This is a genomic window from Phenylobacterium sp. (assembly GCF_965284355.1).
GTDB lineage: Bacteria > Pseudomonadota > Alphaproteobacteria > Caulobacterales > Caulobacteraceae > Phenylobacterium.
Genome location: NZ_OZ260078.1, coordinates 4805528 through 4831021, shown reverse-complemented (window position 1 = coordinate 4831021; position 25494 = coordinate 4805528). Strand labels below are relative to the sequence as shown.

Below are 25494 nucleotides of genomic sequence, written 5' to 3'. Positions count from 1 at the left end.
GCCCGGCACGTCGACCTGCGGCCGTTCATCCTCTCGGGCGAGAAGATCGTGGTGACGCCGGGCGCGCTGACCCGCGTGGCGCTGAAAAAGGGATCGCTGGTGGTCAACTCCAGCCAGGGCGGCGGCTCGAAGGACACCTGGGTGCTCTCAGACGGCAAGGGTGACCGGTCATGATGCTCGCCAAGTCTTTTGTTGAAGGAGAGCGAGCATGATGCTCGCCAAGCCTGTTCTTGAAGGAGAGCGAGCATGATGCTCGCTCGGGTGGCGGACAGCCTGTACTGGATCGGGCGCTATGTGGAGCGGGCCGAGCACATGTGCCGGCTCTCAGACGTGATGCTCTCGGCGACGCTGGACCGTTCGGAGGCGGCCTCGCAGGTGGCGCGCATCGCCCTTTCGGCGGTGGGCGACCCTGACGTGGCCAAGGCCAAGACGCCCTACGACGCCGCGCTGGCGCTGGCGCTGGACAAGGACGACGACGGCTCGATCATCTCGTCGATTTCGCGGGCTCGCGAGAACGCGCGGCAGGTGCGCGACCAGATCACCACCGAGACCTGGGAGCGGCTCAACCTCATCTACCTGCGCATGACCGACCCCGATGCGGGCAAGTCGTTCGCCGAGGGCAGCCAGCTCTTCCTTCATGACACGATCGCCGACCTGCACCTGTTCAAGGGCGCCGGCGACGCCACCATGAGCCACGGCGAGGGCTGGAGCTTCCTGCTGCTGGGCGTCTATCTCGAGCGCGCCCAGCTGATCGGCTCGTTGCTGGAAGTGGTGTTCGGCGAGGGCCGCCGCCGCCGCCCGGTGGGCGACCACTTCGCGCTGACCAGCGTGTTGCGGATGGGCTGCGCGCTGGAGCCCTATCTGCGGGTCTACACGGCCGAGATGCAGCCTCGCTACATCCTGCAGTTCCTGCTGCTGGATGAGGACTTTCCCCGCTCGATCCGCTTCTGCACCCAGGAGATCGAGTCGCACCTTTCGGCGATCATCCGCCACGCGGGCATGGCCGGCAGCGTCGGCCCCGATCGCCTGGCGGGCCGCCTGCGGGCCCGCCTGCAGTATGCCGACCTGGACGAGATCGAGGTGCAGGGCGCCAGCGTCTTCCTCAAGAACGTCCTGGACGAGTGCGCCGCGATCCACCGCAGCCTCTACGACGCCTTCGTCGCCTACTCCCTCGAAGACCGGCTCCCGGCCTAAGGATATCGCAGCGTGCTTCTCGAGATCCGCCACGTCACCCAGTACCGCTACGCCGTCCCCGTGCGCGAGAGCGTCATGGAGCTGTGGATGCAGCCGCAGAAGAGCATCCGGCAGCGGTTGGTGAGCTTCGACCTGGACCTGGAGCCGGCGGCGCAGGTGTTCAGCTACGCCGACAGCTTCGGCAACGCCGTCTACCACTTCGATGTGCCGCATCCGCACGACAAGCTCAGCATCACCGCCCGTGCGGCGGTGGAAACCCAGGCGCCCACGCCCGTGCCCGAGAACCTGGACCAGGGCGAGTGGGACCGGCTGCGCTCGGACTTCCTGCGGGGCGAGTGCTTCGACTTCCTGCGCCCCCACGGCTTCGCGCGCGAGAGCGAAGCGCTGCACAAGTACATGGCCGACCACGATATCGACGGCCTGCGCGGTCGCGATCCGCTGTCGGCCCTGAAAGCCCTGAACCAGACCATCTACGACAGCTTCGGCTACGAGGCCGGCGTGACGCGGGCCGACAGTCCGATCGACGATGTGCTGAAGGCCCGGAAGGGCGTCTGCCAGGACTTCGCCCATGTGATGATCGCCATCTGCCGGTCCTGGGGCATCCCGGCGCGCTATGTGTCGGGCTACCTCTTCACCGACCGCAAGCATGGCGACCGCTCGGACCCCGACGCGACCCACGCCTGGGTCGAGGTGTTCCTGCCCAGCCTGCGCTGGATCGGCTTCGACCCCACCAACAACACGCCCGCCACCGAGCGCCACGTGGCCTGCGCGGTGGGCCGCGACTACTCCGACGTGCCGCCGTCACGCGGCGTCTACAAGGGCGAGGCCGACAGCCAGCTCGCAGTGGGCGTCACGGTGCGCAAGGCGCGCGCCGCGATCAGCGAGCCCGAATTCCTGCGGGTGTCAGCGATGTCGCGCGGCGGCGGCCAGGCGAACCGCCGGGTCCAGGGCGCCGCACAGCACCAGCAGCGCCTTCACCAGATGCAGCAGCAACAGCAGTAGGGGCGCTGCGGCGGGAGAGCGCTCTTGCGATGACGCTCTGACCCACCGTCCTCAACGGGGCCCGGAATGGGCGCGCCGGTCGGCCGTCGTAGCCCGCCGCAGCGGGGCCAATATAGGTCAGCTTTGCTTCTGGAACAGGGTCGCGATCGTGGCGACCGCGGTTTCGGCCTCGACGCGATCGGGCGCCTCGTTGGCGTCGTTGAAGCCGTACGACTCATCCGGCCCGGTCACCTGCACCCCGATGCCGTCCCGACGGCCGACCGTCGCCACCCCCTTGTACGTCACCCCGTAGTTCACCTCGGGCTGCGGGATCAGCCAGGCGATCTGCCCCCGCACCGGGACGATACTCTCATCCCTCCAGAGCGCGCGGGCGCCGTAGCCGGTGCAGTTGATCACCACCTTCTGCTTCAGCGCCGACAGCTGGGCCGGCGTCTGGAACTCCATCAGCTCGAACCGGCCCCCACCGATGAGGAAGTCGTTCATCAGCGTGTGGCCGTAAGCGGCGAGGTTGAACATCGGGAAGGTCGCGCGCCGTACGTACGGCGCGGCAAACGGATGCTGCCCCGCCTCCACGGTGATGGGGCGCGGGGTCAGGTCACCGACCCGACTGCCATAGTGGGCGAACCCCATCGGATCAGGGGCCTGGGCCGGAGGCGTATCCGAGATCATGTAGCGGGTGGTCCATTCCACCGGCGCATCGGCCAGACCCAGGTACTGCTGGTGAATGCGGAACGACTTGCGCGCCATGTCCTCCCAGAGCGCGGGGAACGCAGCATCCACCGACCCCGCCAGGGCGATGCGGCTGTCGGGCGACCAGACCCCCGTGGCGCGGGCCGAGCGGGCGTCGGGCAGGCGTTCCTTGGCATAGATCGTGACCCGCGCCCCGGCCCGCTGGGCCACGGTGGCGGCGGTCAGGCCCAGCGCGCCGCAGCCGATCACGGCGATGTCCCGTTCACCGCCGGCGAGCGCCGTCTTCACGGCGATCAGCGCCGAGCCCCAGCCCAGCGACCAGCCCGAGCCGCCGTGGCCGTAGTTGTGCACGACCAGCTTGTCGCCAACCGTCTCCGCGTCCATGCGGGGGCCGGCTGCGCGGAATGGCCGGAGGCAGACGGTGACGCCCATGATCCGGTCGGCCTTGGCGTCGATCGGCGCCAGCAGGGGCGGCGCCCGGAAGCCCGGCGCGGCCGGCGCGCCCTGCCCGGCCGTCGCGCAGCCTCCCAGCAGGCCCAGGCCGCCGATCGCCGCCGAGCGTTGGAGGAAAAGCCGACGGTCGGCGCGGGATAGAGATTCCATGGGCCGACTGTCGAGCTATGCGGACGCACAAGGCAAGCCGTCTCGCCCCGGCCGAAGGGCTCGCGATTCCCCCGATGCGGAATGAGGCGCATGCAAACGCGCCTGCTCGATTCCGAGACGTTCGAATTGGGCGATTAGAGCTTGGGCCGCTCAGTGAGGTCCGAGCCGGTGATCTGGTAGTAGACCAGTTCGGCCACGTTGGTGGCGTGGTCGCCGATCCGCTCCAGGTTCTTGGCGATGAACAGCAGATGCGTGGAGTCCTCCACCGCGGCCGGATCCGCCACCATGCCGGCCACGATCTCGCGCAGTACGCCGTCGTGGCGCTCGTCGATCTCGGTGTCCTTGAGCCAGACATTGTAGGCGCCCTGGGCGTCTTCGGCGCGATAGGCGTTGACCACCGCCGCCAGTCGCTCGGCCGCCAGATGGCCCAGGTCGGCGATCAGCTCGACCTTGCCTTCCGGCGCGGCCGCGCCCATGCGCCCGACCCGCTTGCCGATGTTCTTGGCCAGGTCGCCGCAGCGCTCGAGCTGCATGGCGATCTTCATGGCCGCGATGGGCCGGCGCAGGTCGTCCGCCATCGGCTGGTGCAGCGCGATGAACCGGATCGCGTTCTTCTCGATCTCGGCGTCCTGCAGGTCCACCGCATCGTCGGCGCGGACCACCTTGGCGGCGTCGGCCAGGTCATGGCGGACGAAGACGTCGATGGCGGCGCGCACCTGCGCCACCGCCAGGTCGCCCATCGCGGCCACGCTGTGAGAGAGCGCGCCCAGCCCCGTGTCGACCGACTTGAGAGTATGATCCATCGGGGACGCTCCTAGCCGAACCGGCCGGTGATGTAGTCGCGGGCCCGGGTGGTGACCGGGCTGGTGAAGAGCTGTTCGGTCTCGCCGAACTCGATCAGCTTGCCCAGGTACATGAAGCCGGTGTGGTCCGAGAGACGCGCCGCCTGGCCCATGTTGTGGGTGACGATCACGATCGTGTAGTCGCGCTTCAGCTCGGCGATGGTCTCTTCGAGACGCGCCGTCGAGATCGGATCCAGCGCCGAGGCCGGCTCGTCCAGCAACAGTATCTCGGGCCGCACCGCGATGCCGCGCGCGACGCACAGGCGCTGCTGCTGGCCGCCCGAGAGCGACAGGCCGCTCTCCTTGAGCTTGTCCTTCACCTCGTCCCAGAGCGCGGCGCGGCGCAGGCTTTCTTCGACACGCACGGCCAGATCCGGCTTGGACATCGGCTCATACAGACGCACGCCATAGGCGACGTTGTCGAAGATCGACATCGGGAACGGCGTCGGCTTCTGAAACACCATGCCGATCCGGGCGCGCAGGGCCGCCACGTCGACGCGGGGGCCCAGGACGTCGACGCCGTCCAACAGCACCTGGCCCGTCGCCTTCTGGCCCGGATACAGGCTGTACATCCTGTTCAGCGTGCGCAGCAGGGTGGACTTGCCGCAGCCCGAGGGGCCGATCAGGGCGGTCACCGCGTTGGCGGCAAACGACACCGACACGTCGAACAGGCTCTGCTTCTGGCCGTAGAAGAAGTTCAGATCCTTGATCTGCAGCTTCACCGTCTCGGCCGGCAGCTCGAGGACCGCAGTCTCCTGCGGGGTTTCCACCTGGACGTTCATGAGCGGTTGGGCTCCCGGGCGAGGATGCGGGCCACGACGGTCACCGTCAGCACGGTGGCTGCGATCAGCATGGCGCCGGCCCAAGCCAGGCGCCGCCAGTCGTCGTAGGCCGAAAGGGCGAAATTGAAGATCACCACCGGCAAGTTGGCCGTGGGCTTGGTGAGGTCAAGACTGAGGAACTGGTTGTTCAGCGCCGTGAACAGCAGCGGCGCCGTCTCGCCCGAGATGCGGGCGAATGCCAAGAGCGCGCCGGTCAGCATCCCCGCGCGGGCCGCCTTCCAGATGACCGCAAGGATGGTCCGCCACATCGGCGCCCCCAGAGCGACGCTGGCTTCGCGCAGCGCCACCGGCTGCAGGCGCAACACGTCCTCCGTAGTCCGGGTGATGACGGGCGCGGCGATGAGCGCCAAGGCTACGGCGCCGGCGAAGCCGGAGAAGCCCTTTAGCGGCGCAACCAGGATGTAATAGACGAACAGGCCCACGAGGATCGACGGCGCCGAAAGCAGCACGTCGTTCAGGAAGCGAATGACCTTGCCGTAGTAACTGTCGCGGGCGAACTCCGACAACCAGGTGCCGGCCAGCACGCCCACGATCACGGCGGCCGCCATCGCCACTGCGCACATCATGAGCGAGCCCAGGATGGCGTTGAGCAGCCCCCCCTCCGAGCCCGGCGCAGGCGTCGACTTGGTGAAGATGTTGAGGTCCAGACCGCCGATGCCCTGGCTGAGCAGCGACCAGAGAATGGCCGCCAGGGCCAGGACCGCCACCAGGGTGGCGATCCAGCAGAAGACGAGGAAGACGCCCTCGCTGATGCGCCGAGACAGGCGCGGGCCGGTCGCGACGGTCATGCGTGCACCTGGCGTCCGATGAGCAGCCGGGCCAGCGCCAGGACCGCAAAAGTGATGACGAAGAGGACGAGACCCAGAGCGATCAGCGAGGCCGAATGCAGCCGGTCGGTGGCTTCGGCGAACTCGTTGGCGATGGTCGATGCGATGGTCGAGCCCGAGGCGAAGATCGAGGTCGGGAAGCCGTGCGAATTGCCGATGATGAAGGTGACCGCCATGGTCTCACCCAGGGCGCGGCCCAGGCCCAGCATGACCGCGCCGATGGCGCCGGTGCGGATGTAGGGCAGGCTGACCTTGGTGATCACCTCGAAGGTGGTCGAGCCCAGGCCGTAGGCGCTTTCACGCACCTGCGGCGGGATCGTCAGAAGCAGTTCACGGGTGGTCGCCGCGATGAACGGCAGGATCATGATCGCCAGGATGATCGAGGCCGACAGGATGCCCGCGCCGTTGGGCACGCCCGCGGTGATCTTCTCCCAGAATGAGCCCGGCTCGACCGACATCATGATCGGCATCTGAACATGCTTGGCGAACCACGGGGCGAAGACGAACAGGCCCCACATGCCGTAGACGATGGACGGGATGCCGGCGAGCAGCTCGACGGCGGTGCCGATGGTCCGGCGCAGGATCGGCGGACACAGCTCGACCAGAAAGATCGCGATGCCGAACGCAAGCGGCAGGGCGAAGAGAAGCGCCAGGGTGGCGGTCACCAGCGTGCCGGTCACCGCGCCTGCGGCGCCGTAGATCTCCTGGACGGGGTCCCAGTTCGCACTCGTGAAGAAGCCGAACCCGAAGGCCTCGAAGGCCGGCCAGCCGCCGATGGCGAGCGAGATCACGATCCCGCCCAGCGCCGTCAGCAGGAACGTGGCGGCGCTGAAGCAGAGGATCTCGAAGGCGCGGTCCAGACCCGTGCCGCGCGCGATGCGCGGCCGGGCCGGGACGTCTGCAGCCGAGACGTCGGCGGCTGAGGTCATTGGGCCGCCGGAGTGTAGACCGGCTTGCCGTCCGGGCCGACGATCGTGGCCCAGCTTTCACGGACTTGCGCCTTCAGAGCCGGCGGCAGGGGCACATAGGCGAGCTCACCTGCGGCGGCGTCGCCCTTGTTGTAGGCCCAGTCGAAGAAGCTGAGGACGGCCTTGCCGGTGGCGGCGTCCGACTGCGACTTGTGGACCAGGATGAAGGTCGCGCCCGTGATCGGCCACGAGGCAGCGCCCGGCTGGTTGATCAGGAGCTGGTAGAAGCCCGGGGCCTTGGTCCAGTCGGCGCCGGCCGCGGCGGCCGCGAAGGCCTCGGCGGTCGGGGCAACGAACTGGCCGTCGGCGTTCTGCAGGCTGGCGTACGGCAGGCCGTTCTGCTTGGCGAAGGCGTACTCGACATAGCCGATCGCGCCGGGCGTCTGCTTCACATAGCCCGAGACGCCGTCGTTGCCCTTGCCGCCCTGCCCGGTCGGCCACTTCACCGCGTCGCTGGCGCCCACCGAGGCCCACTGGGGCGCGACGGCGGTCAGGTAGCTGGTGAACAGGAAGCTGGTCCCAGAGCCATCCGACCGGTGGACCACCGTGATCGGCAGGTTGGGCAGCTTCACGCCGGGGTTCAGCGCGGCGATGGCGGGGTCGTTCCACTTCTTGAGCTTACCCAGGAAGATGTCGGCCAGAACCGGGCCCGTCAGCTTGAGCTGGCCGGGCTGCAGGTCGGGGAGGTTCAGAATCGGCACCACGCCGCCGATCACGGTCGGGAACTGGGCCAGGCCGTCGGCGTCGAGATCCTCAGGCTTCAGCGGCTTGTCACTGGCGCCGAAGGCGACGGTCTTGGCCTTGATCTGCTTGATGCCGCCGCCCGAGCCGATGGCCTGGTAGTTCAGCGTCAGGCCGGTGTCGGCCTTCTGAGCCTCGGCCCACTTGGCGTAGAGCGGCGCAGGGAAGGACGCCCCCGCCCCCACGATCTGAACACCCGCCGAAGGGCCCTTGCCGTCCGCCTCCTGGTTCTGGCCGCAGGCCGTCAGGGCCAGACAGGCCGCCACACCGATCACGATCTTTCGGAACACACGCCACCTCCAGGCTGGGCGATCTTGCGGAGGCTCTACGCGGGCGACGTGACAGTTCGACGAAGCTTTTACGACAGTTCGATGACGCGCCGATCCGCCCTTGCTCGAAGGGCGTCAGATCGCACCCATCGCTGTCCACATCGCCATGGCCAGACCCAGGCCGCGCATGTCGCCCTGGGTCGTGGGCTGCATCTTGTTCATGACGTAGCCGAAGGTCGTGCGGGCATCCATGTCGATGACGATCAGCGACCCGCCGTAGCCGCCCCAGTAGATGGTGTTCGGGTTGGGGAGCGGCAGCACGCCGCCCGCCAGGCCGAAGCCCATGCCGAAGCGCGCGGGGTTGGCCAGGATCAGGTCCTGCCCCTCGACCTGCAGCTCCAGCGCCTTGCGGCAGCCGGCCTCGCTCATGAAGCGCTTGCCCTTGGCGACGCCGCCATTGGCCAGGATTGTGTGGATCTCGGCCACCGAACGGGCGTTGCCCGTGCCGCCGGCCGCCGGGATCTCGGCGCCGCGCCAGCCTCGCGTGTTCGTCGCCGAGACGTCGATGCCGGGGTTCAGCGACATGTTCCGCTGCAGTTCGGTCTGGTTTCGCATGTCGCCGACGCCCCCGCCCGGCGGCGGCGGGATCAGCTCGGCGACGCGATGATCCTCGGAGGCCGGCAGGCCGATCCAGAAATCGGCGCCCAGCGGCTCGGCGATCTCCTTGCGGAAGACCGTACCCAGCGACTTGCCCGTCACCCGACGCACCACCTCGCCCACCAGGTAGCCCTGGGTCAAGGCGTGATAGCCCGGCGCGGACCCCGGCTCCCAGAACGGCGCCTGGGCGGCGAGCAGCGAGGTCATCTTCTCCCAGTCGTAGAGATCCTCGGTGGTGATGGGCTCCTTCCAGCCCGACAGGCCGGCCGAATGGCTCATCAGGTGGCTGACCTTCACGCCGGCCTTCCCGTTGGCCGCGAACTCGGGCCAGTAAGTCGCGACCGGCGCATCGAAATCGATGCCGCCGCGGTCGGCCACCAGCAGCGCCGTGAGCGCGCACATGGTCTTGGTCGTCGAATAGACGTTGATGATGGTGTCGGAGGTCCAGGGCCGCGTCTTCCCGGGATCGGCCCAGCCGCCCCAGAGGTCGACCACCGTTTCGCCCTCGACGGTCGCGCAGAACGAGGCGCCGACGTCATCGCCGTTCCGCAGGCTGCCTTCGAACACCTCGCGGACCTGCGCATAGCGGTCCTGCGTCACGCCCTGAACCGAACCGTCGGCCATGGTCGCCTCCCCTGTTTTGTCGTTGAGCGGCACTCTAGCCGCTTCCGCTGCGTCAGACTCCAGTCGGAAACGCAAAGAGGCCGGCGCCTGCCAGCGCCGACCTCTCTCACCTTATCCGCGTGGGGCGCGGACTAGCGATAGACGGGCTTGCCGTCGGGGCCGGTGACCTTGCTCCACGATTTGCGGACCAGGTCTTTCACGGCCGCCGGCATCGGCAGGTAGTCGAGCTGAGCGGCCGCGCCGTCGCCGTTCTTGTAGGCCCAGTCGAAGAATGAGAGGACCTCGCGGCCGTTGGCGGCGTCGTCCTGCCTGGCCTTCACCAGGATGAACGTGGCGCCGGTGATCGGCCAGGCTTCGCCGCCCGGCTGGTCCAGCAACAGGAGGTAGAAGCCGGGCGCCGCCTTCCAGTTGGCGTTGGCCGCCGCGGCCTGGAAGTTCGCCGCCGCCGGGGCGACGTACTTGCCGGCCTTGTTCTGCAGCAGCGCGTAAGTGAGGTTGTTCTGCTTGGCGAAGGCGTACTCGACGTAGCCGATCGCGCCCGGGGTCTGCTTCACATAGGCCGCGACGCCGTCGTTGCCCTTGCCGCCCAGGCCCGTCGGCCACTTCACCGCGTCGTTGGCGCCCACTTCCGAAGCCCAGCGCGGGGCCTTCATGGCCAGGTAGCTGGTGAACAGGAAGGTCGTGCCCGAGCCGTCCGAGCGGTGCACCACCGTGATCGGCAGGTTCGGCAGCGTCACGCCCGGATTGAATTTGGCGATCAGCGGATCGTTCCACTTCTTGACCACACCGCGGAAAATGTCGGCGGTCAGCGCGCCGGTCAGCTTCACCTGGCCCGACTTGATGCCCGGCAGGTTCACCACCGGAACCACGCCACCGATGACGGTCGGGAACATTACGAAGCCGCCCGCGGCCAAGTCGTCGGGCTTCAGCGGCTTGTCGGTCGCGCCGAAGTCCACGGTGCCGGCCGTGATCTGGCGCACGCCGCCGCCCGAACCGATGGCCTGGTAGTTGAGGCGGTTGCCGGTCTGGGCGCGATAGGTTTCGGCCCACTTGGCGTAGACGGGCGCCGGGAAGGTCGCGCCGGCCCCGGAAATGTCGGCGGCCTGGGCCGAGCCAACGCCGGCCAGCGACGCAGCCGCGACGATGGCGGTCAGATAACGTTTGAACATTGGCTTGTGCCCTCGGTCGATAGACGGCGAAACGCGTCCTGTCGGGGCGGGTTTACGGAGACTGTGCGAAGCTTGCGTGACATGCCCATGTCAATTCGGTGAACGCGGGGGACGGGCCGCAACTGTCATCGTTTTGAGTTCAAACTGTCTTCGAACTGTCGCACACGCAGCCTAGAGACCCGCTCGAAACGGTCGCCGGACGCGCGACACCACAAAGGTCTCTCACATGCCCAGCTCCCGGAAGCGCGGCGTCGCCGCGTGGATGTCCGCCAGCCTTGCCGGGATTCTGCTCTGCAGCGTCTCAACCGCCGCCATGGCCGCGCCGACGTCGCCCAGCGACGCCAAGCTCCAGGCCATGCAGCAACAGCTGGACGCCATGCGGGCCCAGTTGGACGCGCTGCAGGCGGGCGGCCAGGCGAACGCCCAGCTCAACGCCATGCAGCAGCAATTGGACGCCTTCGGCGCCCAGCTCGCGGAGATGAAGACCCAGGCCGAGACGTCCAACGCCGCGATCGCCACGCTTCAGCTGCCGCCGGCGGCCAATGCGGTCGCCACCACGCTGCCAAACGGCCGGCCCACCTTCGCGACGACGGACGGACGGTTCACCGCCAACATCCGCGCCATCCTGATGATGGACGCCGGGAAGTACTTCCAGGACAACAACCTGCCGGCCACGGTCACCAACCGCGACCTGAACGACGGCATCAACTTCCGCCGCGCCCGCATCGGCTTCGACGGCAGGCTGTTCAGCGACTTCGACTATTCGTTCGTCTACGAGTTCGGCGGTTCGGGCGTGGAAGAGGCCGGCCGCCTCTACGAAGCCTCGGTGACCTACACGGCGCTGAAGCCCTTCCGCCTCAAGGTGGGAGCCTTCGAACCGAACATCGGCCTGGCGGCGGCCACATCCACCAGCCAGATGCCGCTGCTTGAGCGCCCCTCGCCGGCGGAAGCCGCGCGCAACGTGGCGGCCGGCGACAGCCGCACCGCCATCCAGCTGTCGGCCAACGACGCGATCGGCAGCGAGACCGGCATCGCGGTGCGCTGGCTGGCCTCTGGGGCCTTCACCGGCAACACGCTGGGCGGAACGCAACAGTTCGACGAACAGACCGCCTGGATCGGCCGCGTGGCGCTCGCGCCCTACTCCGGCGTCGACTGGCAAGCGCACTTCGGCGGCAACATCCAGCACGTCTACCAGCCCAACGACGCCGTCGGCCCGACGGGCGCGGGCGTGCGCTATCCGATCCAGATCCGCGACCGGCCCGAGTTGCGCGAAACCGGCGACCGCCTGATCGACACCGGCGCGATCGACTCGGACAACGCCACCGTCTACGGCGCCGAGGCGGCCATCCAGATCCGCAACGTCCTGCTGGAAGGCGAGCTGTTCCGCTACGAGATCGAGCGGCGCAACAGCGCCCTCCCCAATCCTCACTTCCGCGGCTGGTACGTCCAGGGCTCGTGGGTGCTGACGGGCGAAACCCGAATCTACAATCCGATCGAGGGTCGCTTCGACGCGCCCAGGCAGAGCTACAGCTTCAACCCCGCCGCCGGGACCTGGGGCATGTTCGAGCTGGCCGCGCGCTACTCGACGCTGGACCTCAACTACCGCGAGGGTCTGGATCGCGCGGCGACCCCCGTCGGCGGCATTCGCGGCGGCGAGCAGAAGATCCTGTCCCTGGGCGCGAACTGGTATCTGAACCCATCGATGCGCCTGATGCTGGACTACCAGCACGTGGACATCGACCGGCTGACCGCTGCCGGCGCGCAGGCGGGCCAGGAGTACGACGCCATCGCGGCGCGGGCTCAGGTGACCTTCTGACATTCGTCACGGGGCTGACACGGCGGGCGGGTAGAATCGCCCGCAGTAACCCCTCGCGTATCTCTCCACGTCGGCCACCCGAGGCCGCACGGCCGCGACCGCCCCCCGGTCGCGGCCTTCTTTTTCGTGAGGCTGTGGGCGCGAAGCGCCGTCTATTCGAACCGCAGAGACCGCGGAGCCACGCAGAGGGACCGCACGATTGATCCGCGTACTCTGCGATCTCTGCGGCTTGAATACTGGGGCGCTGCGCGCCTACGCGGCGAGAGCTTCGCCTTCCACGAGCTGGAGCGGCCGGGCGACAAGCGCCTTGCGGGCCTGCAGCCAGTCGATAATGCGGAACTCGCCGTCGAAGCCCTCCACGATCGCCGTGCAGCTCTCGACCCAGTCGCCGTCATTCAGGTAGCGGATGTCGCCGAAGTCGCGGATCTCCGCCTTGTGGATGTGGCCGCAGATGACGCCGCTGACGCCACGCCGCCGGGCCTCGTCGGCCATGGCGGTCTCGAACTGGTCGATGAAGGCCACGGCGTCCTTCACCTTGTGCTTCAGGAACGCCGACAGGCTCCAGTAGTTGAGGCCCAGCAGTCGGCGCGCGCGATTGAAGTGGGTGTTGAGCGCCAGCAGCGCGCGGTAGCTCCAGTCGCCCAGGAAGGCGAGCCACCTGGCGTTCTGCACCACCCCGTCGAACTCGTCGCCGTGGGTGACCAGATAGCGCCGGCCGTCGGCGGCCTCGTGGATCGCGTCGCGCGCGACGACCACGCCCCCGAAGTGCACGCCGCAGAAGTCTCGGATGCGGTCGTCGTGGTTGCCGGGGACGTAGACCACCTTCACGCCCTTGCGGGCCAGGCGGAGGATCTTCTGGACCACGTCATTGTGGGCCTGCGGCCAGAACCACCCCGACTTCATCTTCCAGCCGTCGACGATGTCGCCCACCAGGTAGAGGGTCTCGCACTCCAGTTCGCGGATGAACTCGAGCAGGAGATCCGCCTGGCAGCCCTTGGTGCCGAGGTGGATGTCCGAAATGAACGCGGTGCGGCAGCGCACGGCGGGCGAGTGATCCATCGCTAGGCCCCCAACGGATGCTTCAGCGGATAGGCAGAGTCCGTGACAGGGCGGTGACGGCCTAACCCTCGGTGTCGAGGGCGTAGCCGGCTGAGCGGACGGTGCGGATCAGGTCGGGCTGGCCCTCCTGGCGCAGCGCCTTCCGCAGGCGACCGACGTGGACGTCCACGGTGCGGACCTCGACATAGGTGTTGGCGCCCCAGACGGCGTCCAGCAGGCGCTCTCGGCTGAACACGCGGCCAGGCCGCTGCATCAGGAAGTCCAGCAGCCGGTATTCGGTGGGGCCCAGGTGGATGTCCTTGCCGCCCCGGGTGACGCGGTGGCGACCGCGGTCGAGCAGCAGATCAGCGTACTCCAGCCGCTCATCGACCAGCTCGGGCCGGGTCCGGCGCAGCAGCGCCCGGATGCGCGCCACGAGCTCGCTCATGGCGAAGGGCTTCACGACGTAGTCGTCGGCCCCGGTGTCCAGGCCGCGCACCTTGTCGGCTTCCTCGCCGCGGGCGGTCAGCATCAGCACGGGCGTGCGGCGGGTTTCGGCGCCGGCGCGCAGCTGACGGCAGACCTCGACGCCCGACACCTTGGGCAGCATCCAGTCCAGGATCACGAGGTCCGGCGGCTCCTCGGCGACCCGCAGCAGAGCTTCCTCGCCGTCGGCGGCGCGCTCCACGCGGAAGCCTTCCTTCATGAGGTTGTAGTCGAGCAGGGTCGCCAGCGCGTCCTCGTCCTCAACGACCAGTACATACGGGGTCACGGGCGGCTCTCCGGCTCAACCTCTGGCAAGCTCACCTTGGGCCGTTCGCCCACGAGCTCCTCGCCGGTCATCTGGAAATGCAGGATTTCGGCGATGTTCGTGGCGTGGTCGCCGATCCGTTCGAGGTTCTTGGCGACGAACAGCAGGTGCGCGCCGGCGGCCACCGAATTGGCGCTGGCGGCCATCATGGCCAGGAGCTCGCGGAACAGGCTTTCGTAGTGCTCGTCCACCTCCCCGTCGCGGCGCCAGACGTCGAGGGCAGGTTCGACATCGCCGGCGGCGTAGGCGTCCAGGACGGCGCGCAGGCGCGACGAGACCAGCCGTCCCATCCGCTCGATCGCGCCGGTCAACGGGAGCAGCGGCTCGCCCGCCGACAGCACCAGGCTGCGCTTGGCGATGTTGCGCGCCAGGTCGCCGCAGCGCTCCAGGTTCATGGCCAGCTTCAGGGTCGAGATGGCGCGGCGCAGGTCGGCCTCGCCCGGCTGGTGGGCGGCGATCAGCGCCAGCGCCCGGCGCTCGACCTCGCTCTGCAGCGTGTCGAGGCGCAGGTCACGGACGATCAGGGCCTGAGCCAGGGCGACGTCGCGGCGGACCACAGCATCGACGGCATCGACCACCTGGGCCTCGGCGAGTCCGCCCATGCGGATCACCTCGGCCACCAGCTGTCGCAGCTCGGCTTGGTAGGAACGTGTCACTGAGGCCCCCTCGAATGCGGGCGCAAACTAATGCGGTCTTACGACACTTCTGTGACTGTCACGGTCCCCTTCATGTGGAACCCGGAGCGGTCGGCAGATAGACGCTGAACGTGCTGCCTTCCCCCTCGGCGCTCTCCACGATAAGGCCGCCCCTGTGGCGATTGACCACGTGCTTGACGATGGCCAGGCCCAGGCCGGTGCCGCCGCTGCGCTGGCCCTCGACGCGGTAGAAGCGCTCGGACAGGCGGGGCAGGTGCTGACGCGCAATGCCGGCGCCGGCGTCGCTCACGCGCACAACCACATAACCCTGCCCCTCCCCGCCATCGGGCGAGAGCAGCGAAAGGCCGACGCCGCCCTGCCGACTGGGCTGACGGGCCGCCTCGCCGGAGGCGGCGGCTTCCAGCGTCACGGTGACCTGGCCGCCTCGAGGCGTGTACTTCACCGCGTTGTCCACCAGGTTCTGGATCACCTGCACCAGCTGGTCACGGTCGCCTGTGACCGAGGCCAGATTCGCGCCGCCCGTGATCGCGACCGTCACGCCGCGCTCCTCGGTCAGCGGCCGGATGGCGTCCGAGACGTCCTGCACCGTGCGCGTGAGGTCGACCTTGCCGGACGGCGGGATGTGCTCGTTCAGCTCGATGCGGCTCAGCGACAGCAGGTCGTCGACCAGCCGGGCCATGCGCGTGGCCTGCTGGGCCATGATGCCCAGGAATTTCTCACGCGCGACGGCGTCGTCCTTGGCGTGCGTGCGCAGGGTCTCCACGAAGCCGGCCAGCGAGGCGAGCGGCGTGCGCAGCTCGTGGCTGGCGTTGGCCAGGAAGTCGGCGCGCATGCGCTCGGTGCGTCGCGCATCCGTCTCATCGCGCAGCACCACGACCAGACGCCGGGCGCCGCCCACCTCCGGTTCCAGCGGCTTGGCGAAGGCGCGCCAGAAGCGCGGCTGCACGCCAATGGTCTCGAACGCCACCTCGGCCGGCTTCGACGTCGCCAACGCCTCCTCGATGGCCTCCAGCACCTCGGGCCGGCGCAGCGCCGCGCCCAAGGGGGCGCCCGCCAGCTCGATGCGGAAAACCTCGCGGGCGGCCTGGTTTCCATAGGCGATCTCGGGCGCATCCTCCTCGCCGCCCTGAACCAGGATCACCGGCTCCGGCAGGAGCTCAAGGATCATCTCGGCGGCTTCGCCGGGCCCGACCCGTTCGGCGGAGTTCGGCATCAGCCCACCGGAACGCCAAGCTGCAGGGCCGCCTCCCGCAGCGCCTGCTGGTCGCCCGGCGAGCCAGAGAACGCCTGGCGGGCCGTGCGATAGTCCGCCGCCGCCTGGCTGGATTGTCCCAGCACCATGCGGGCGCGCAGCAGTTGCTCCCAGCCGGCGCGGTCCTTGGGGTTCTGCTTCAGGCGCTGGGCCAAGCCCGAGACCATGCCCTCGATCATCGCCTGGCGATCACCCGCACTCATCTTCTGAGCGTCGGCCATCTGCTGTTGCGTGGGCCCGCGCGGGGCCCCGCCCATCGGCGGCCCCATGGCCGGGGCCTGTGCCATCGCCGGCGCGGGGGGCAGGCGGCCCTTCAGGTCCACGCCGCGCTCGGCGGCGACCCGCTCGACGAACGCGCGCACGTCGGCGGCCCACGGCGCGTCGGGCGGCGCGGACTTCACCAGCGCGATCCAGTCGTTCATGGCGCCGTCGCGGTCGCCGGCCTGATCCTTGGCCACCGCCAGGAAGTAGCGGGCGCGCGGATCATCAGGCTGGACCGCGAGCGTGCGGCGGAAGATCTCCTGGGCCGCCGGCGTCACCTGGCCGTCGGCGGCCAGGACCGTGGCCTCGCCCTGAGCCGACAGATAGTCGCCGTTGTCGGGCGCAAGTTGCACGGCCCGGCCATAGGCCTGCGCGGCCTCGGCGTTGCGGCCGGTCTGCAGGTAAGACCAGCCCAGCATGCGCCAGCCTTCGGCGTTGCCCGGCTCGCGCTGCATCTGCGCCTCGAGCTGGGCGATCATGGCGTTCACTTCGCCCTGCGGATGATCGCCGCCGCCGGCGAGCGCGGCCGCACCCTCGGCGCCGTTCTTCAGCGCAGGCGCGGCCGGGACGTCGGGCCGGCCGATCTTCAGGTAGAGGCCGGTCCCCGCCAGCGTCACCACGGCCACCACGCCCAGGGCGACGTACAGCAGCGTCCGCTCGGACAGCGGCCGCGCAGGGGCGTCATCGTCGCGCCGGCCCTCGGCCAGCAGGCGACGCTTGAGATCGGTCTTCAGCGCCTCGGCCTCAGGCTCGGCGATCGCGCCGGTCGCGGCCTGGGCCTCGATCTCGCCCAGCTGGGCCTTGAGCACGCCGACTGTATCCGAACGCGCCGCGCGCGCCGCGTCGTACCGGCGGACCAACGGCACCGTCAGCCCCACGGCCGCGAGCACCATCATCAGGGTGAGCACAATCCAAAGCATCAGCCCACCTTGTCTCCATCCAGCATTCTGGCCAGTTCGGCCTCTTCGTCGGCGTTGAGCGCGCCCGCCGCGGCGGTCGGCGAGCGGCCGCGGACATACACCGCAGCCCCGATCCCGCCCAGCACCAGCACCAGCAGCGGCCCGAACCAGAGCAGCACGGTGTCCAGCCGCAGCGGCGGCCGCAACTGCACGAAGCTGCCGTAGCGGGCCACGATATGATCCATCGCTTGCGCGTCGGTGTCGCCCGCCGCAATCCGCTCGCGCAGAATCAGGCGCAGGTCGCGCGCCAGCTCGGCGTCGGAATCGTCGATCGACTGGTTCTGGCAGACGACGCAGCGCAGCTCCTGGCTGAGCTTGAGAGCGCGGGCCTCCAGCTTGGGATCGGCAAGCTGTTCATCCGGATTCACCGCCGCGGCCGGGCCGGCCAGCAGCGCCAGGGCCGCGACGATGGGCAGAAGGCGCTTCACGATTCGCTCCGCAGCTTGGCCATCAGGGGCGCGAGCTTCTCTTCCCAGACCTCAGGGGTCACCGCCCCCACGTGGCGATAGCGGACGCGACCCTGCTTATCGATGACAAAGGTCTCTGGCACGCCGGCCACGCCGAATTCGATACCGGTGCGCCCGGTCGGATCGTCGCCGACGCGGACGTAGGGGTCGCCGTTCTGGCTTAGCCAGCGGAAGCCGGCGCCCGGCGAGCGCTCCTTCCAGTCGAGGCCGTGGATGATCACGCCCTCGCTCTTGAGCCGCATCAGCACCGGGTGCTCGACCCGGCAGGGTCCGCACCACGAGGCGAACACGTTCAGCAGCATGGGCTCGCCCTTGCCGAAGTCGGTGTTCGACAATCCGGCCGTGTCGCCGGGCCGGACCGGGCCGACGGTGAAGGCGGGCAGCGGCTTGTCCAGGAACGCCGTCGGCAGCGCCCGAGGGTCACGGCCCAGGCCCAGGAAGAACACCGCCAGCAGAGCCACGAAGCCCACGACGGGGAGGATGAACAGAAGACGCTTCATTCGGCCGGGATGGGTTGGGACGCGGGAACAGGCAGCTTGAGGGCGGCGCCGACGCGCAGGCGGCGGTCGCTGAGCGAGATCGCCCCGCCGATCGACATCACGAAGCCGCCGATCCAGATCCAGACGATCAGCGGATGATCCCAAAGGCGCACGACGACGCCCTGTTCGGACTCCTCGCCCACCGAAACGTAGAGGTTGCCCAGCGGCGTCACGTGGATGCCGGCCTCGGTGGTCTGGCTCTGGGCCGAAGGATGCCAGCGCTTCTCGCTGCGCAGGTTGTAGGTCCCGGTGGGCCCCTTCACCGTGAAGCGCGCCTGCCGCGCCTCGTAGTTCGGGCCCTGGACCATTTCATAGTTGGTCATGGTCAGCGTCCGGCCGGCAAACTCGACCGACTGGCCCGGGCGCATGTTCAGCACCTTGTCCGAGTCCCATGACGTGGTGCCGGTGATTCCCAGGGTGAGAAGGCCCAGTCCCGCGTGCGCGACGGTCAGGCCCACCAGCGCCCGCGGGGTCGTTCGGATCGAGCGGCCCAGATGGGCGCGGCCGGCCCACCAGCGGCGCCCCAGGATCGTCGCCGACCCGACCAGGAGCCAGGCCGAGAGCGCCAGCGCCCCTGCGGTCAGCACGCCCTTGAGCCCGCCGAACGGCAGCGCCGCGACCAGCACGACGCCGGCGATGATGGCCGGGACCTTCAGTCGCCCGGCGGTCTTGCGAACCTCGTCACGCTTCCAGTTCAGCATCGGGCCGAAGACCACAAGGAACAGCAGCGGAATCGCCAGCGGCGCGAAGGTCAGGGCGTAGTACGGCGGCCCGACCGAGATCTTGTCGCCGTTGATCATCTCGATGAACACCGGGCTGAACGTGCCCAGGAACACCGTGGCGGTCAGCACCGTCAGGAACAGGTTGTTGAGCGTGATGCCCCCCTCCCTCGAGAGCGGCTGGAACAGGGCCCCGGCCCGAATCGACGGCGCGCGCCAGGCGTAGAGGGCGAGCGACGCCCCGGTGGTCACCGCCAGGATGCCCAGGATGAAGACGCCGCGCTGCGGATCGACCGCGAAGGCGTGCACGCTGGTCAGGATGCCCGAACGGACCAGGAAGGTGCCCACGAGGCTGAGCGAGAACGTGAGAATCGCCAGCAGGATGGTCCAGCTGACCAGGGCCCCGCGCCGCTCCAGCACGAGGGCCGAGTGCAGCAGGGCCGTACCCAGCAGCCAGGGCATCAGCGAGGCGTTCTCGACCGGGTCCCAGAACCACCAGCCGCCCCAGCCCAACTCATAATATGCCCACCCGCTGCCTAAAGTGATGCCAGCGGTGAGCGGAATCCAGGCAGCCAGCACCCAAGGACGCACCCAACGGGCCCAGGCCGCGTCCACGCGGCCCTCCATCAGCGCCGCCACCGCGAAGCAGAACGACACCGAGAAGCCCACGTAGCCGAGGTAGAGCAGCGGCGGGTGCAGCACGAGACCCGGGTCCTGCAGCAGCGGATTGAGCTCGGTCCCCTCGATCGGCGCCGGCGAAATCCGCAGGAACGGATTCGAGGTGAAGATCAGGAACCCCAGAAACGCCACGCCCAGAACGCCCTGGACGCCCAGAACGCGCGCCTGAAGCGTTTCGCGAAGCGTGCCGCCGAAGAAAGCGACGCCGCCGCCGTAGATGGCCAGAATGAGCACCCACAGCAGCATCGAGCCCTCGTGGCTGCCCCAGGTGGCGGCGAATCGGTAGGCGACCGGCTGGGTCGTGTGGCTGTGCTGAGCCACCAGCGCGACCGAAAAATCGCAAGTCAGGTACGCATACGCGAGGCACCCGAACGCCAGGGCGACAAAAATTCCCTGCAGCAGCGCAGCCTGCCGACCCAGCGCCATCAGCACGCCGTCGCCCCGTTGTGCGCCTACGAGCGGCGCTACAGACTGGACGAGCGCGAGCAGCAGCGCGAGAATCAGCGCGAACTGTCCGACTTCCGCCGACATGGACTTTGTGCTCCCCTGAGACGTGAGCGCGTGGTAGCGCGTTCGGTGAAGATCGGAAATGTTATAGCGCCAGGGAGAGTCGGGAAGGCGCAAGGTGCGGCGAGGCCGGGGGGTTGACCGGCCAGGGTACTGGGGGCGTTGGGGCTATGTCGGAAACGTATAAGATCGCGATCATTGGATCCGGTCCTGCCGGCATGAGCGCGGCTGCGCGCGCGGCGAAGAAGGGCATCTCGCACATCCTTCTCGAGAAGACCGACCACCTCTCGGACACCATCTACCGCTACCAGAAGGGCAAGCACGTGATGGCGACGCCGTCCGTGCTGGTGCTGCGCGCCGAGTGCGAGTTCGACGCCGGCAAGCGCGAGAAGATCCTCGACCAGTGGAACGCCGACACCAAGGCCGCCGGGGTGAACGTGAAGTTCAACGCCGAAGTCGCGGCCATCACCGGCGACAAGGGCGACTTCACGATCCAGCTCAAGAAGGGCGACCCGATCAAGGCCGAGAACATCGTTCTGGCCGTTGGCACCCAGGGCAATCCGAACCTGATGCGGTGTGAAGGGGGCAACCTCCCCCACATTCAGTACCAGCTGGACGATCCGGGCGAGTACACCGACGAGCATATCTTCGTCATCGGCGGCGGCGACGCCGGCATCGAGAACGCGATGGGCCTAATCGCAGACGCCGGGCAGAACAACACCGTCACCCTGGTGAACCGCGGCGCCGACTTCCCCACCGCCAAGAAGCCGAATGTCGACGGCCTGTTGGCCGCGCGCGACGCCGGTCGGATCAGCGTGCTGACCGAGACCAACACCGCCTTGGTCGAGCCGGGCTGGATCACCGTCGATACGCCTCAGGGCCAGTCGCGGCTCAAGTGCGACCGAATCATCGCCCGGATGGGCGCCGCGCCGCCTCGCGCCTTCGTCGAAGCCGCCGGCGTGGAGTTCTCCAGCCCCGACCGCACGGCCTTCCCGACGCTGACGCCAACGTTCGAGAGCACCAGCAAGCCCGGGATCTACGTGATCGGCGCCCTGGCCGGCTATCCGCTGATCAAGCACTGCATGAACCAGGGCTACGACGTGGTCGAGTTCATCAGCGGCAACACCAACCTGGAACCCGCCGACGAACCGCTGCTGGTCGAGAAGCTCAAGGGCCTGCCCGGCAAGCGCTCGGTGTCCGAGTGGCTCGAGTTCCTGCGCAGCAACGTCGAGATCCTGAACGGGCTGTCGCCCCTGCAGATGCGGGAGTTCCTGCTCGACTCGACCGTGCGCGCCTACAAGGCCGGCGACCCCGTCTTCGTGCGGAACGAGCCCGGGTCGTCCCTGTTCGGCATCGCCGAAGGATCGGTGAACGTCGAGGTCGATCCCAACAACGCCAAGATCACTGTGCCGATCGGCAAGAGCTCGATCTTCGGCGAGGTGGGCCTGATCTCGGGCCGCAAGCGCGGCGCCACGATCCGGGCGGCCGAGCCCACCATCTGCGTCGAAATCCCGCGTATGGCGGCCCTGAAGCTGATGAGCCAGGTGCCGCAGGCTCGCGAAACGGTGAACCGCATCACCACCGAGCGCCAGGTGCTGCAGATCTTCAAGTCTGGCCTCACGCCCGCCGACATCCAGGAGGTGCTGGCGGGCTCGGAAGTCATCGAGGTGAAGCCGGGCGAAGCCATCATCAAGGAAGGCGATATCTCGGACGACCTCTACATCATCCGTTCCGGCTCGATGATTGTGGAGAAGGACCTGGGCGGAAAGCCGGTCTTCATGTCGTACGTGCCGGCCGGGTCGTACTCGGGCGAGATGGCCATGATCGAGCGCGCCCCGCGCGTCGCCACGGTGAAGGCCGCCATCCGCTCGACGGTGGTGAAGCTGCCCGCCGATCCGTTCCGCAAGCTGCTCGTGCGCAAGCCGGAACTTGCCAAGCGCATGACCGACGAGATGCGGGCCCGGCGCGAGATCAACGCCTTCATCGAGGAACAGAAGGACGAGTTCGGCGGCGCCGTCGACATGTACTCCTCGGTGGCCAACTTCCTGATCAAGCAGGGGATCGGCGAAGCCACCGACGTGCTGCTGATCGACGAGAGCCTGTGCGTCGGCTGCGACAACTGCGAAAAGGCCTGCGCCGACAGTCACGACGGACTGAGCCGCCTGAACCGCGAGGCCGGCACCACCTTCGCCAACATCCACGTGCCGACGTCGTGCCGCCACTGCGAGCACCCGCACTGCATGAGCGACTGCCCGCCCAACGCCATCCGGCGGGGCCCCGACGGCGAGGTCTTCATCAACGAGACCTGCATCGGCTGCGGGAACTGCCAGCGGGCCTGCCCTTACGGCGTGATCCAGATGGACAAGCCGCCGCCCAAAAAGCCGCCGCTCTGGGAATGGATGCTGTTCGGCAAGGGCCCCGGCCCTGGCCAACCGTCGTATGAATGGCGCAAGAAAGCCGCGAAGGCCGAGGGCGGCGAATCGCCGAAACTCGCCATCAAGTGCGACATGTGTTCGGGCAAAGCCGGCGGTCCGGCCTGCGTCCGGGCCTGTCCGACAGGAGCTGCGATCCGGGTCACGCCCGACGCCTTCCTGTCGGTGGCGCGCCTCGAGAAGACCGGATAGGCCGTGACGCAGGTTGGGGGGCATACCGAGCGCGTGAGGCAGCGGACCCATGAAGGGTTCCTGCGTCACAAGGGCTTTCGCTGGGCGCAGATCGCCACGGGCCTCTGCGTCGTGGCGACGGGCGTCTATTTCTTCGTCGCGATGCGGCTGGCCGAACCGCCCAGCGGCGGCAGCTGGCTGGGCTATCTGCTGGGCACGGCCAGCGTGGGCCTCATCGTCTGGCTGGCCTGCCTGGGCGTCCGGAAGCGGGTCATCACCCAGGGCCACTATTCCTTGAAGGCCTGGGTCTCGGCCCACGTCTATCTGGGTCTGTCGCTGACCGTGCTGGCGACGCTGCATACGGGCTTCCAGTTCGGCTGGAACGTCCACACCCTGGCCTATGCGCTGATGATGCTGGTGATCGCCTCGGGCGCCCTGGGCGTCTGGGCCTACGCCACCCTGCCCCAGCGCCTGCATGGCAACCGGGGCGAGACCACGCGCAAGCAGATGCTCGACGCGCTGGCCAGCCTCGACGCCCAGATGCACGAAGCGGCCCAGCCGCTCGACCGGAACGGCGCCGCCATCGTGAGGCTCTCGATCGAGCAGACCGACCTGGGCGGCGGCTTCTGGAAACGCCTGACCGGCAGCTATGGCGATTGCGCCAATCGCCGCGCGCTACAGCAGCTGCGCGCCCTGCCCTCGCCCGGCAGCGCGGTTCAGGCCGAGGCCCTGACCAAGATCGAGGGTCTGATGACACAGAAGGCCGATGCGCTCGCGCTGGCCCGCCGGCAGATGGGCATCACCGCCCTCCTCGAAGCGTGGCTGTTCGTGCACATACCGGCCACTTTCGCCCTGCTGGCGGCGCTCCTGGCGCATATCGTCAGCGTCTTTGCGTACTGGTGACCGGTGGCTCAAACCTTTCGCCTCAAGCTGATCACTGAACGGGCCGCCGGCGGCGATCCGATCGTGCGCGAGCGTGACGTGGCCGGGCCCGAGGCCACGATCGGCCGCGCCACGACCAACGACATCGTCCTGGCCGACCTCGCCGTCGACCCCAGCCACGCCAAGATGCGGTTCTCCGGCCCCGGCCGGGTCACGATCGAAAGCGTCGGCGGTCTGCCCTTCACGGTGGACGGCAAGTCGACCTCGCGGATCGACGTCGACGTCTCGCGTCATCCTGTGGCGAGTTTCGGCGAATACCGGCTCGCCTTCGAGACGGGCGAGGACGGCGGGGCCGTCGTCACCGTCACCCGCGAAAGCCACGACTATCCGCCGAGCGCCAGCGTGTTCTCGCTGCAGGCGCCCGTGTTCGGTCGCCGCAACATGGCGTGGGTCCTGGGCGCTGGGATCTTCCTCCTGTGCCTGCTGGTCCCGCTGACGCTGTCAGGCATCATCGGGCCGGCGAAGATTCGCCCCGACCAGCAGTGGTCGTCGGGCGCGCTGTCCAAGGCGCACTCGTTCCTCGAAAGCGACTGCAAGAGCTGTCACGTGAAGAACTTCCAGGCGGTGCGCGATGACTCGTGCCTGACCTGCCACAAGTCCAGCGCCGACCCGACGCCGCAGTTCGAGCGCGCCCGCAATCTGGGCAGCCCGTTCCAGCCGCAACTGGCGGCCGAGCACGCCGCGCACGACAAGCTGCAGAAGGCCACGCCGCTGCCGGCCGGCCTCGGCGTCGTCAGCGCTGTGTTCCAGCGTGCGCTGGGCCATCCCACCGACCGCTGCGCCAGCTGCCATATCGAGCACACCAAGTCGCCCAAGCCTGAAGACGCCGACGCCACGGCGCCGCCGCTGTCGGACAAGCCCAAGCTGGTCGTGGTCCAGGACTGCCAGAGCTGCCACAGCCAGCTGAAGATGCGGCTGACCAAGACCGAGCTGATCGACACGCCCGACTGGAACAAGCATCCCGGGTTCCGCCCGCTGGTGATGACCTCGGCGGCCGGTCCGAAGCCGACGTTCCAGCGCGTGGCGCTCGACACGATGCCCCAGGAGCGAAACGGCCTGATCTTCCCGCACCGCATGCACCTTGATCCGCGGGGCGGCGTCGCCCGCCAGGCGATCGAGTTGGGCAAGGCCGGCGGCTATGGCGCGCCGCTGGAGTGCGCCTCGTGCCACCGCCGGGACGCGAGCGGCAAGGACTTCGTCCCGATCGAGATGGAGAAGGACTGCGGCGGCTGCCACAGCCTGGCCTACACCCGTGAGGGCGGGCAGCTGAAGAACCTGCCGCACGGCGAACTGCAGAAGGTGGTCGACACCCTGGCCGGCCGCAGCCTGATGGCCTCGCCGGGCAGCGATCGCCAACGTCCGGGCACGATCCGGCCCAGCGTGTTCTCGGCGGGCGGCGCCAGCGCCTACCGCGCCACGTTCTCGCGCGGCGGCGCCTGCTACGACTGCCACACGGTCAACTGGGCGGGCGACACGGTGCAGATGGCGCCGGTGAAGCTGACGACGAGGTACCTGCCCCGCGGCGGCTTCGACCACAGCGTGCCCGAGCACGGCGGACCCGGCACGTCCAAGGCCGGCGGCTTCGAGTGCGCCGACTGCCATAAGGCTAAGACGTCGGACCGGGCGTCCGACGTGCTGATCCCCGACCTGAAGACCTGCGCCACCTGCCACGGCCAGCCGGCGACCAAGATCGCTGCAGCCGACGACGCCGACTGCACCACCTGCCACGGCTTCCACAAGCCGGGCGAGGCGTCACCGAAGCCGGGCCACCCCCCGCTGGAGGCGCTGCGTTGGACGAAGGTCGCGGCCCGCTGAGCG

The 25494-nt window shown here is 68.7% G+C and carries 22 protein-coding genes and 1 pseudogene; 7 read left to right on the top strand and 16 right to left on the bottom strand.

The window, feature by feature from the left end:
- From ACQ66R_RS23675 to ACQ66R_RS23665, 3 genes and pseudogenes are all read left to right on the top strand, one after another.
- Positions 1 to 174 (top strand): annotated as a pseudogene (locus ACQ66R_RS23675) (circularly permuted type 2 ATP-grasp protein); the annotation flags it as partial.
- Positions 175 to 246: 72 nt separating this feature from the next.
- The gene (locus tag ACQ66R_RS23670) at positions 247 to 1194 is read left to right on the top strand and encodes an alpha-E domain-containing protein (RefSeq protein ID WP_430426157.1); all 948 of its coding nucleotides are present in this window, start codon (positions 247 to 249) and stop codon (positions 1192 to 1194) included.
- Positions 1195 to 1206: 12 nt separating this feature from the next.
- Positions 1207 to 2196: a transglutaminase family protein gene (locus ACQ66R_RS23665; protein WP_430426155.1), complete on the top strand. Its 990-nt coding sequence runs from the start codon at positions 1207 to 1209 to the stop codon at positions 2194 to 2196.
- Positions 2197 to 2313: 117 nt separating this feature from the next.
- Here ACQ66R_RS23665 and ACQ66R_RS23660 read toward each other — a convergent pair whose 3' ends face one another.
- From ACQ66R_RS23660 to pstS (ACQ66R_RS23625), 8 genes are all read right to left on the bottom strand, one after another.
- Positions 2314 to 3489 carry an FAD-dependent oxidoreductase gene (locus ACQ66R_RS23660; protein ID WP_430426153.1) on the bottom strand — a complete coding sequence of 392 codons (1176 nt, stop codon included), beginning with the start codon at positions 3487 to 3489 and terminating at the stop codon, positions 2314 to 2316.
- A 134-nt stretch (positions 3490 to 3623) separates the two neighbouring features.
- A complete protein-coding gene (gene phoU / locus ACQ66R_RS23655; protein WP_430426151.1) occupies positions 3624 to 4292 on the bottom strand; it encodes a phosphate signaling complex protein PhoU in 669 nt (222 codons plus the stop codon).
- Between the two features lie 11 nt (positions 4293 to 4303).
- The gene (gene pstB, locus ACQ66R_RS23650; protein ID WP_430426149.1) at positions 4304 to 5113 is read right to left on the bottom strand and encodes a phosphate ABC transporter ATP-binding protein PstB; all 810 of its coding nucleotides are present in this window, start codon (positions 5111 to 5113) and stop codon (positions 4304 to 4306) included.
- Positions 5110 to 5961 (bottom strand): phosphate ABC transporter permease PstA, encoded by an 852-nt coding sequence (pstA, locus tag ACQ66R_RS23645; protein WP_430426147.1) that lies wholly within the window; start codon positions 5959 to 5961, stop codon positions 5110 to 5112. The genes pstB and pstA overlap by 4 nt, the downstream gene beginning before the upstream one ends.
- Entirely contained in the window at positions 5958 to 6929 is a 972-nt protein-coding gene (gene pstC, locus ACQ66R_RS23640) for a phosphate ABC transporter permease subunit PstC (protein ID WP_430426145.1), read from the bottom strand. The genes pstA and pstC overlap by 4 nt, the downstream gene beginning before the upstream one ends.
- Positions 6926 to 7999, bottom strand: coding sequence for a phosphate ABC transporter substrate-binding protein PstS (pstS, locus tag ACQ66R_RS23635; RefSeq protein WP_430426144.1), 1074 nt, complete (start codon positions 7997 to 7999; stop codon positions 6926 to 6928). Before pstS (ACQ66R_RS23635) ends, pstC begins: the two co-directional genes overlap by 4 nt.
- Before the next feature lie 114 nt (positions 8000 to 8113).
- Positions 8114 to 9259, bottom strand: a complete 1146-nt coding sequence (locus ACQ66R_RS23630) for a serine hydrolase domain-containing protein (RefSeq protein ID WP_430426142.1) — start codon at positions 9257 to 9259, stop codon at positions 8114 to 8116.
- 131 nt (positions 9260 to 9390) lie between these two features.
- Positions 9391 to 10428 carry a phosphate ABC transporter substrate-binding protein PstS gene (gene pstS, locus ACQ66R_RS23625; protein ID WP_430426140.1) on the bottom strand — a complete coding sequence of 346 codons (1038 nt, stop codon included), beginning with the start codon at positions 10426 to 10428 and terminating at the stop codon, positions 9391 to 9393.
- Positions 10429 to 10654: 226 nt separating this feature from the next.
- Here pstS (ACQ66R_RS23625) and ACQ66R_RS23620 point away from each other — a divergent pair, with 226 nt between their 5' ends.
- Complete coding sequence (locus ACQ66R_RS23620; RefSeq protein ID WP_430426139.1) at positions 10655 to 12244, top strand: porin; 1590 nt, start codon at positions 10655 to 10657, stop codon at positions 12242 to 12244.
- 252 nt (positions 12245 to 12496) lie between these two features.
- On the opposite strand, the gene ACQ66R_RS23615 is transcribed toward ACQ66R_RS23620, so the two are convergent.
- The 8 genes from ACQ66R_RS23615 to ACQ66R_RS23580 form a co-directional block, all read right to left on the bottom strand.
- Positions 12497 to 13303: a UDP-2,3-diacylglucosamine diphosphatase gene (locus tag ACQ66R_RS23615; RefSeq protein ID WP_430426137.1), complete on the bottom strand. Its 807-nt coding sequence runs from the start codon at positions 13301 to 13303 to the stop codon at positions 12497 to 12499.
- 61 nt (positions 13304 to 13364) lie between these two features.
- Positions 13365 to 14054, bottom strand: a complete 690-nt coding sequence (gene phoB / locus ACQ66R_RS23610; protein WP_430426135.1) for a phosphate regulon transcriptional regulator PhoB — start codon at positions 14052 to 14054, stop codon at positions 13365 to 13367.
- On the bottom strand, positions 14051 to 14749 hold the full coding sequence (gene phoU / locus ACQ66R_RS23605; RefSeq protein ID WP_430426133.1) for a phosphate signaling complex protein PhoU: 699 nt from the start codon (positions 14747 to 14749) through the stop codon (positions 14051 to 14053). Before phoU (ACQ66R_RS23605) ends, phoB begins: the two co-directional genes overlap by 4 nt.
- Before the next feature lie 70 nt (positions 14750 to 14819).
- On the bottom strand, positions 14820 to 15962 hold the full coding sequence (locus ACQ66R_RS23600) for an ATP-binding protein (RefSeq protein WP_430426131.1): 1143 nt from the start codon (positions 15960 to 15962) through the stop codon (positions 14820 to 14822).
- Positions 15962 to 17182 carry a c-type cytochrome biogenesis protein CcmI gene (gene ccmI, locus ACQ66R_RS23595; protein ID WP_430426129.1) on the bottom strand — a complete coding sequence of 407 codons (1221 nt, stop codon included), beginning with the start codon at positions 17180 to 17182 and terminating at the stop codon, positions 15962 to 15964. Before ccmI ends, ACQ66R_RS23600 begins: the two co-directional genes overlap by 1 nt.
- Positions 17182 to 17649: a cytochrome c-type biogenesis protein gene (locus ACQ66R_RS23590; RefSeq protein ID WP_430426127.1), complete on the bottom strand. Its 468-nt coding sequence runs from the start codon at positions 17647 to 17649 to the stop codon at positions 17182 to 17184. Before ACQ66R_RS23590 ends, ccmI begins: the two co-directional genes overlap by 1 nt.
- Positions 17646 to 18188 carry a DsbE family thiol:disulfide interchange protein gene (locus ACQ66R_RS23585; protein WP_430426125.1) on the bottom strand — a complete coding sequence of 181 codons (543 nt, stop codon included), beginning with the start codon at positions 18186 to 18188 and terminating at the stop codon, positions 17646 to 17648. Before ACQ66R_RS23585 ends, ACQ66R_RS23590 begins: the two co-directional genes overlap by 4 nt.
- A complete protein-coding gene (locus ACQ66R_RS23580; protein ID WP_430426123.1) occupies positions 18185 to 20155 on the bottom strand; it encodes a heme lyase CcmF/NrfE family subunit in 1971 nt (656 codons plus the stop codon). Before ACQ66R_RS23580 ends, ACQ66R_RS23585 begins: the two co-directional genes overlap by 4 nt.
- Positions 20156 to 20301: 146 nt before the next feature.
- Here ACQ66R_RS23580 and ACQ66R_RS23575 point away from each other — a divergent pair, with 146 nt between their 5' ends.
- The 3 genes from ACQ66R_RS23575 to ACQ66R_RS23565 are packed head-to-tail and all read left to right on the top strand — an operon-like array spanning position 20302 to position 25491.
- Complete coding sequence (locus tag ACQ66R_RS23575; RefSeq protein WP_430426122.1) at positions 20302 to 22755, top strand: NAD(P)-binding domain-containing protein; 2454 nt, start codon at positions 20302 to 20304, stop codon at positions 22753 to 22755.
- 33 nt (positions 22756 to 22788) lie between these two features.
- Positions 22789 to 23637 carry a hypothetical protein gene (locus ACQ66R_RS23570; protein WP_430426121.1) on the top strand — a complete coding sequence of 283 codons (849 nt, stop codon included), beginning with the start codon at positions 22789 to 22791 and terminating at the stop codon, positions 23635 to 23637.
- 3 nt (positions 23638 to 23640) lie between these two features.
- Positions 23641 to 25491 carry a cytochrome c3 family protein gene (locus ACQ66R_RS23565; RefSeq protein WP_430426119.1) on the top strand — a complete coding sequence of 617 codons (1851 nt, stop codon included), beginning with the start codon at positions 23641 to 23643 and terminating at the stop codon, positions 25489 to 25491.
- Positions 25492 to 25494 lie beyond the last annotated feature (3 nt).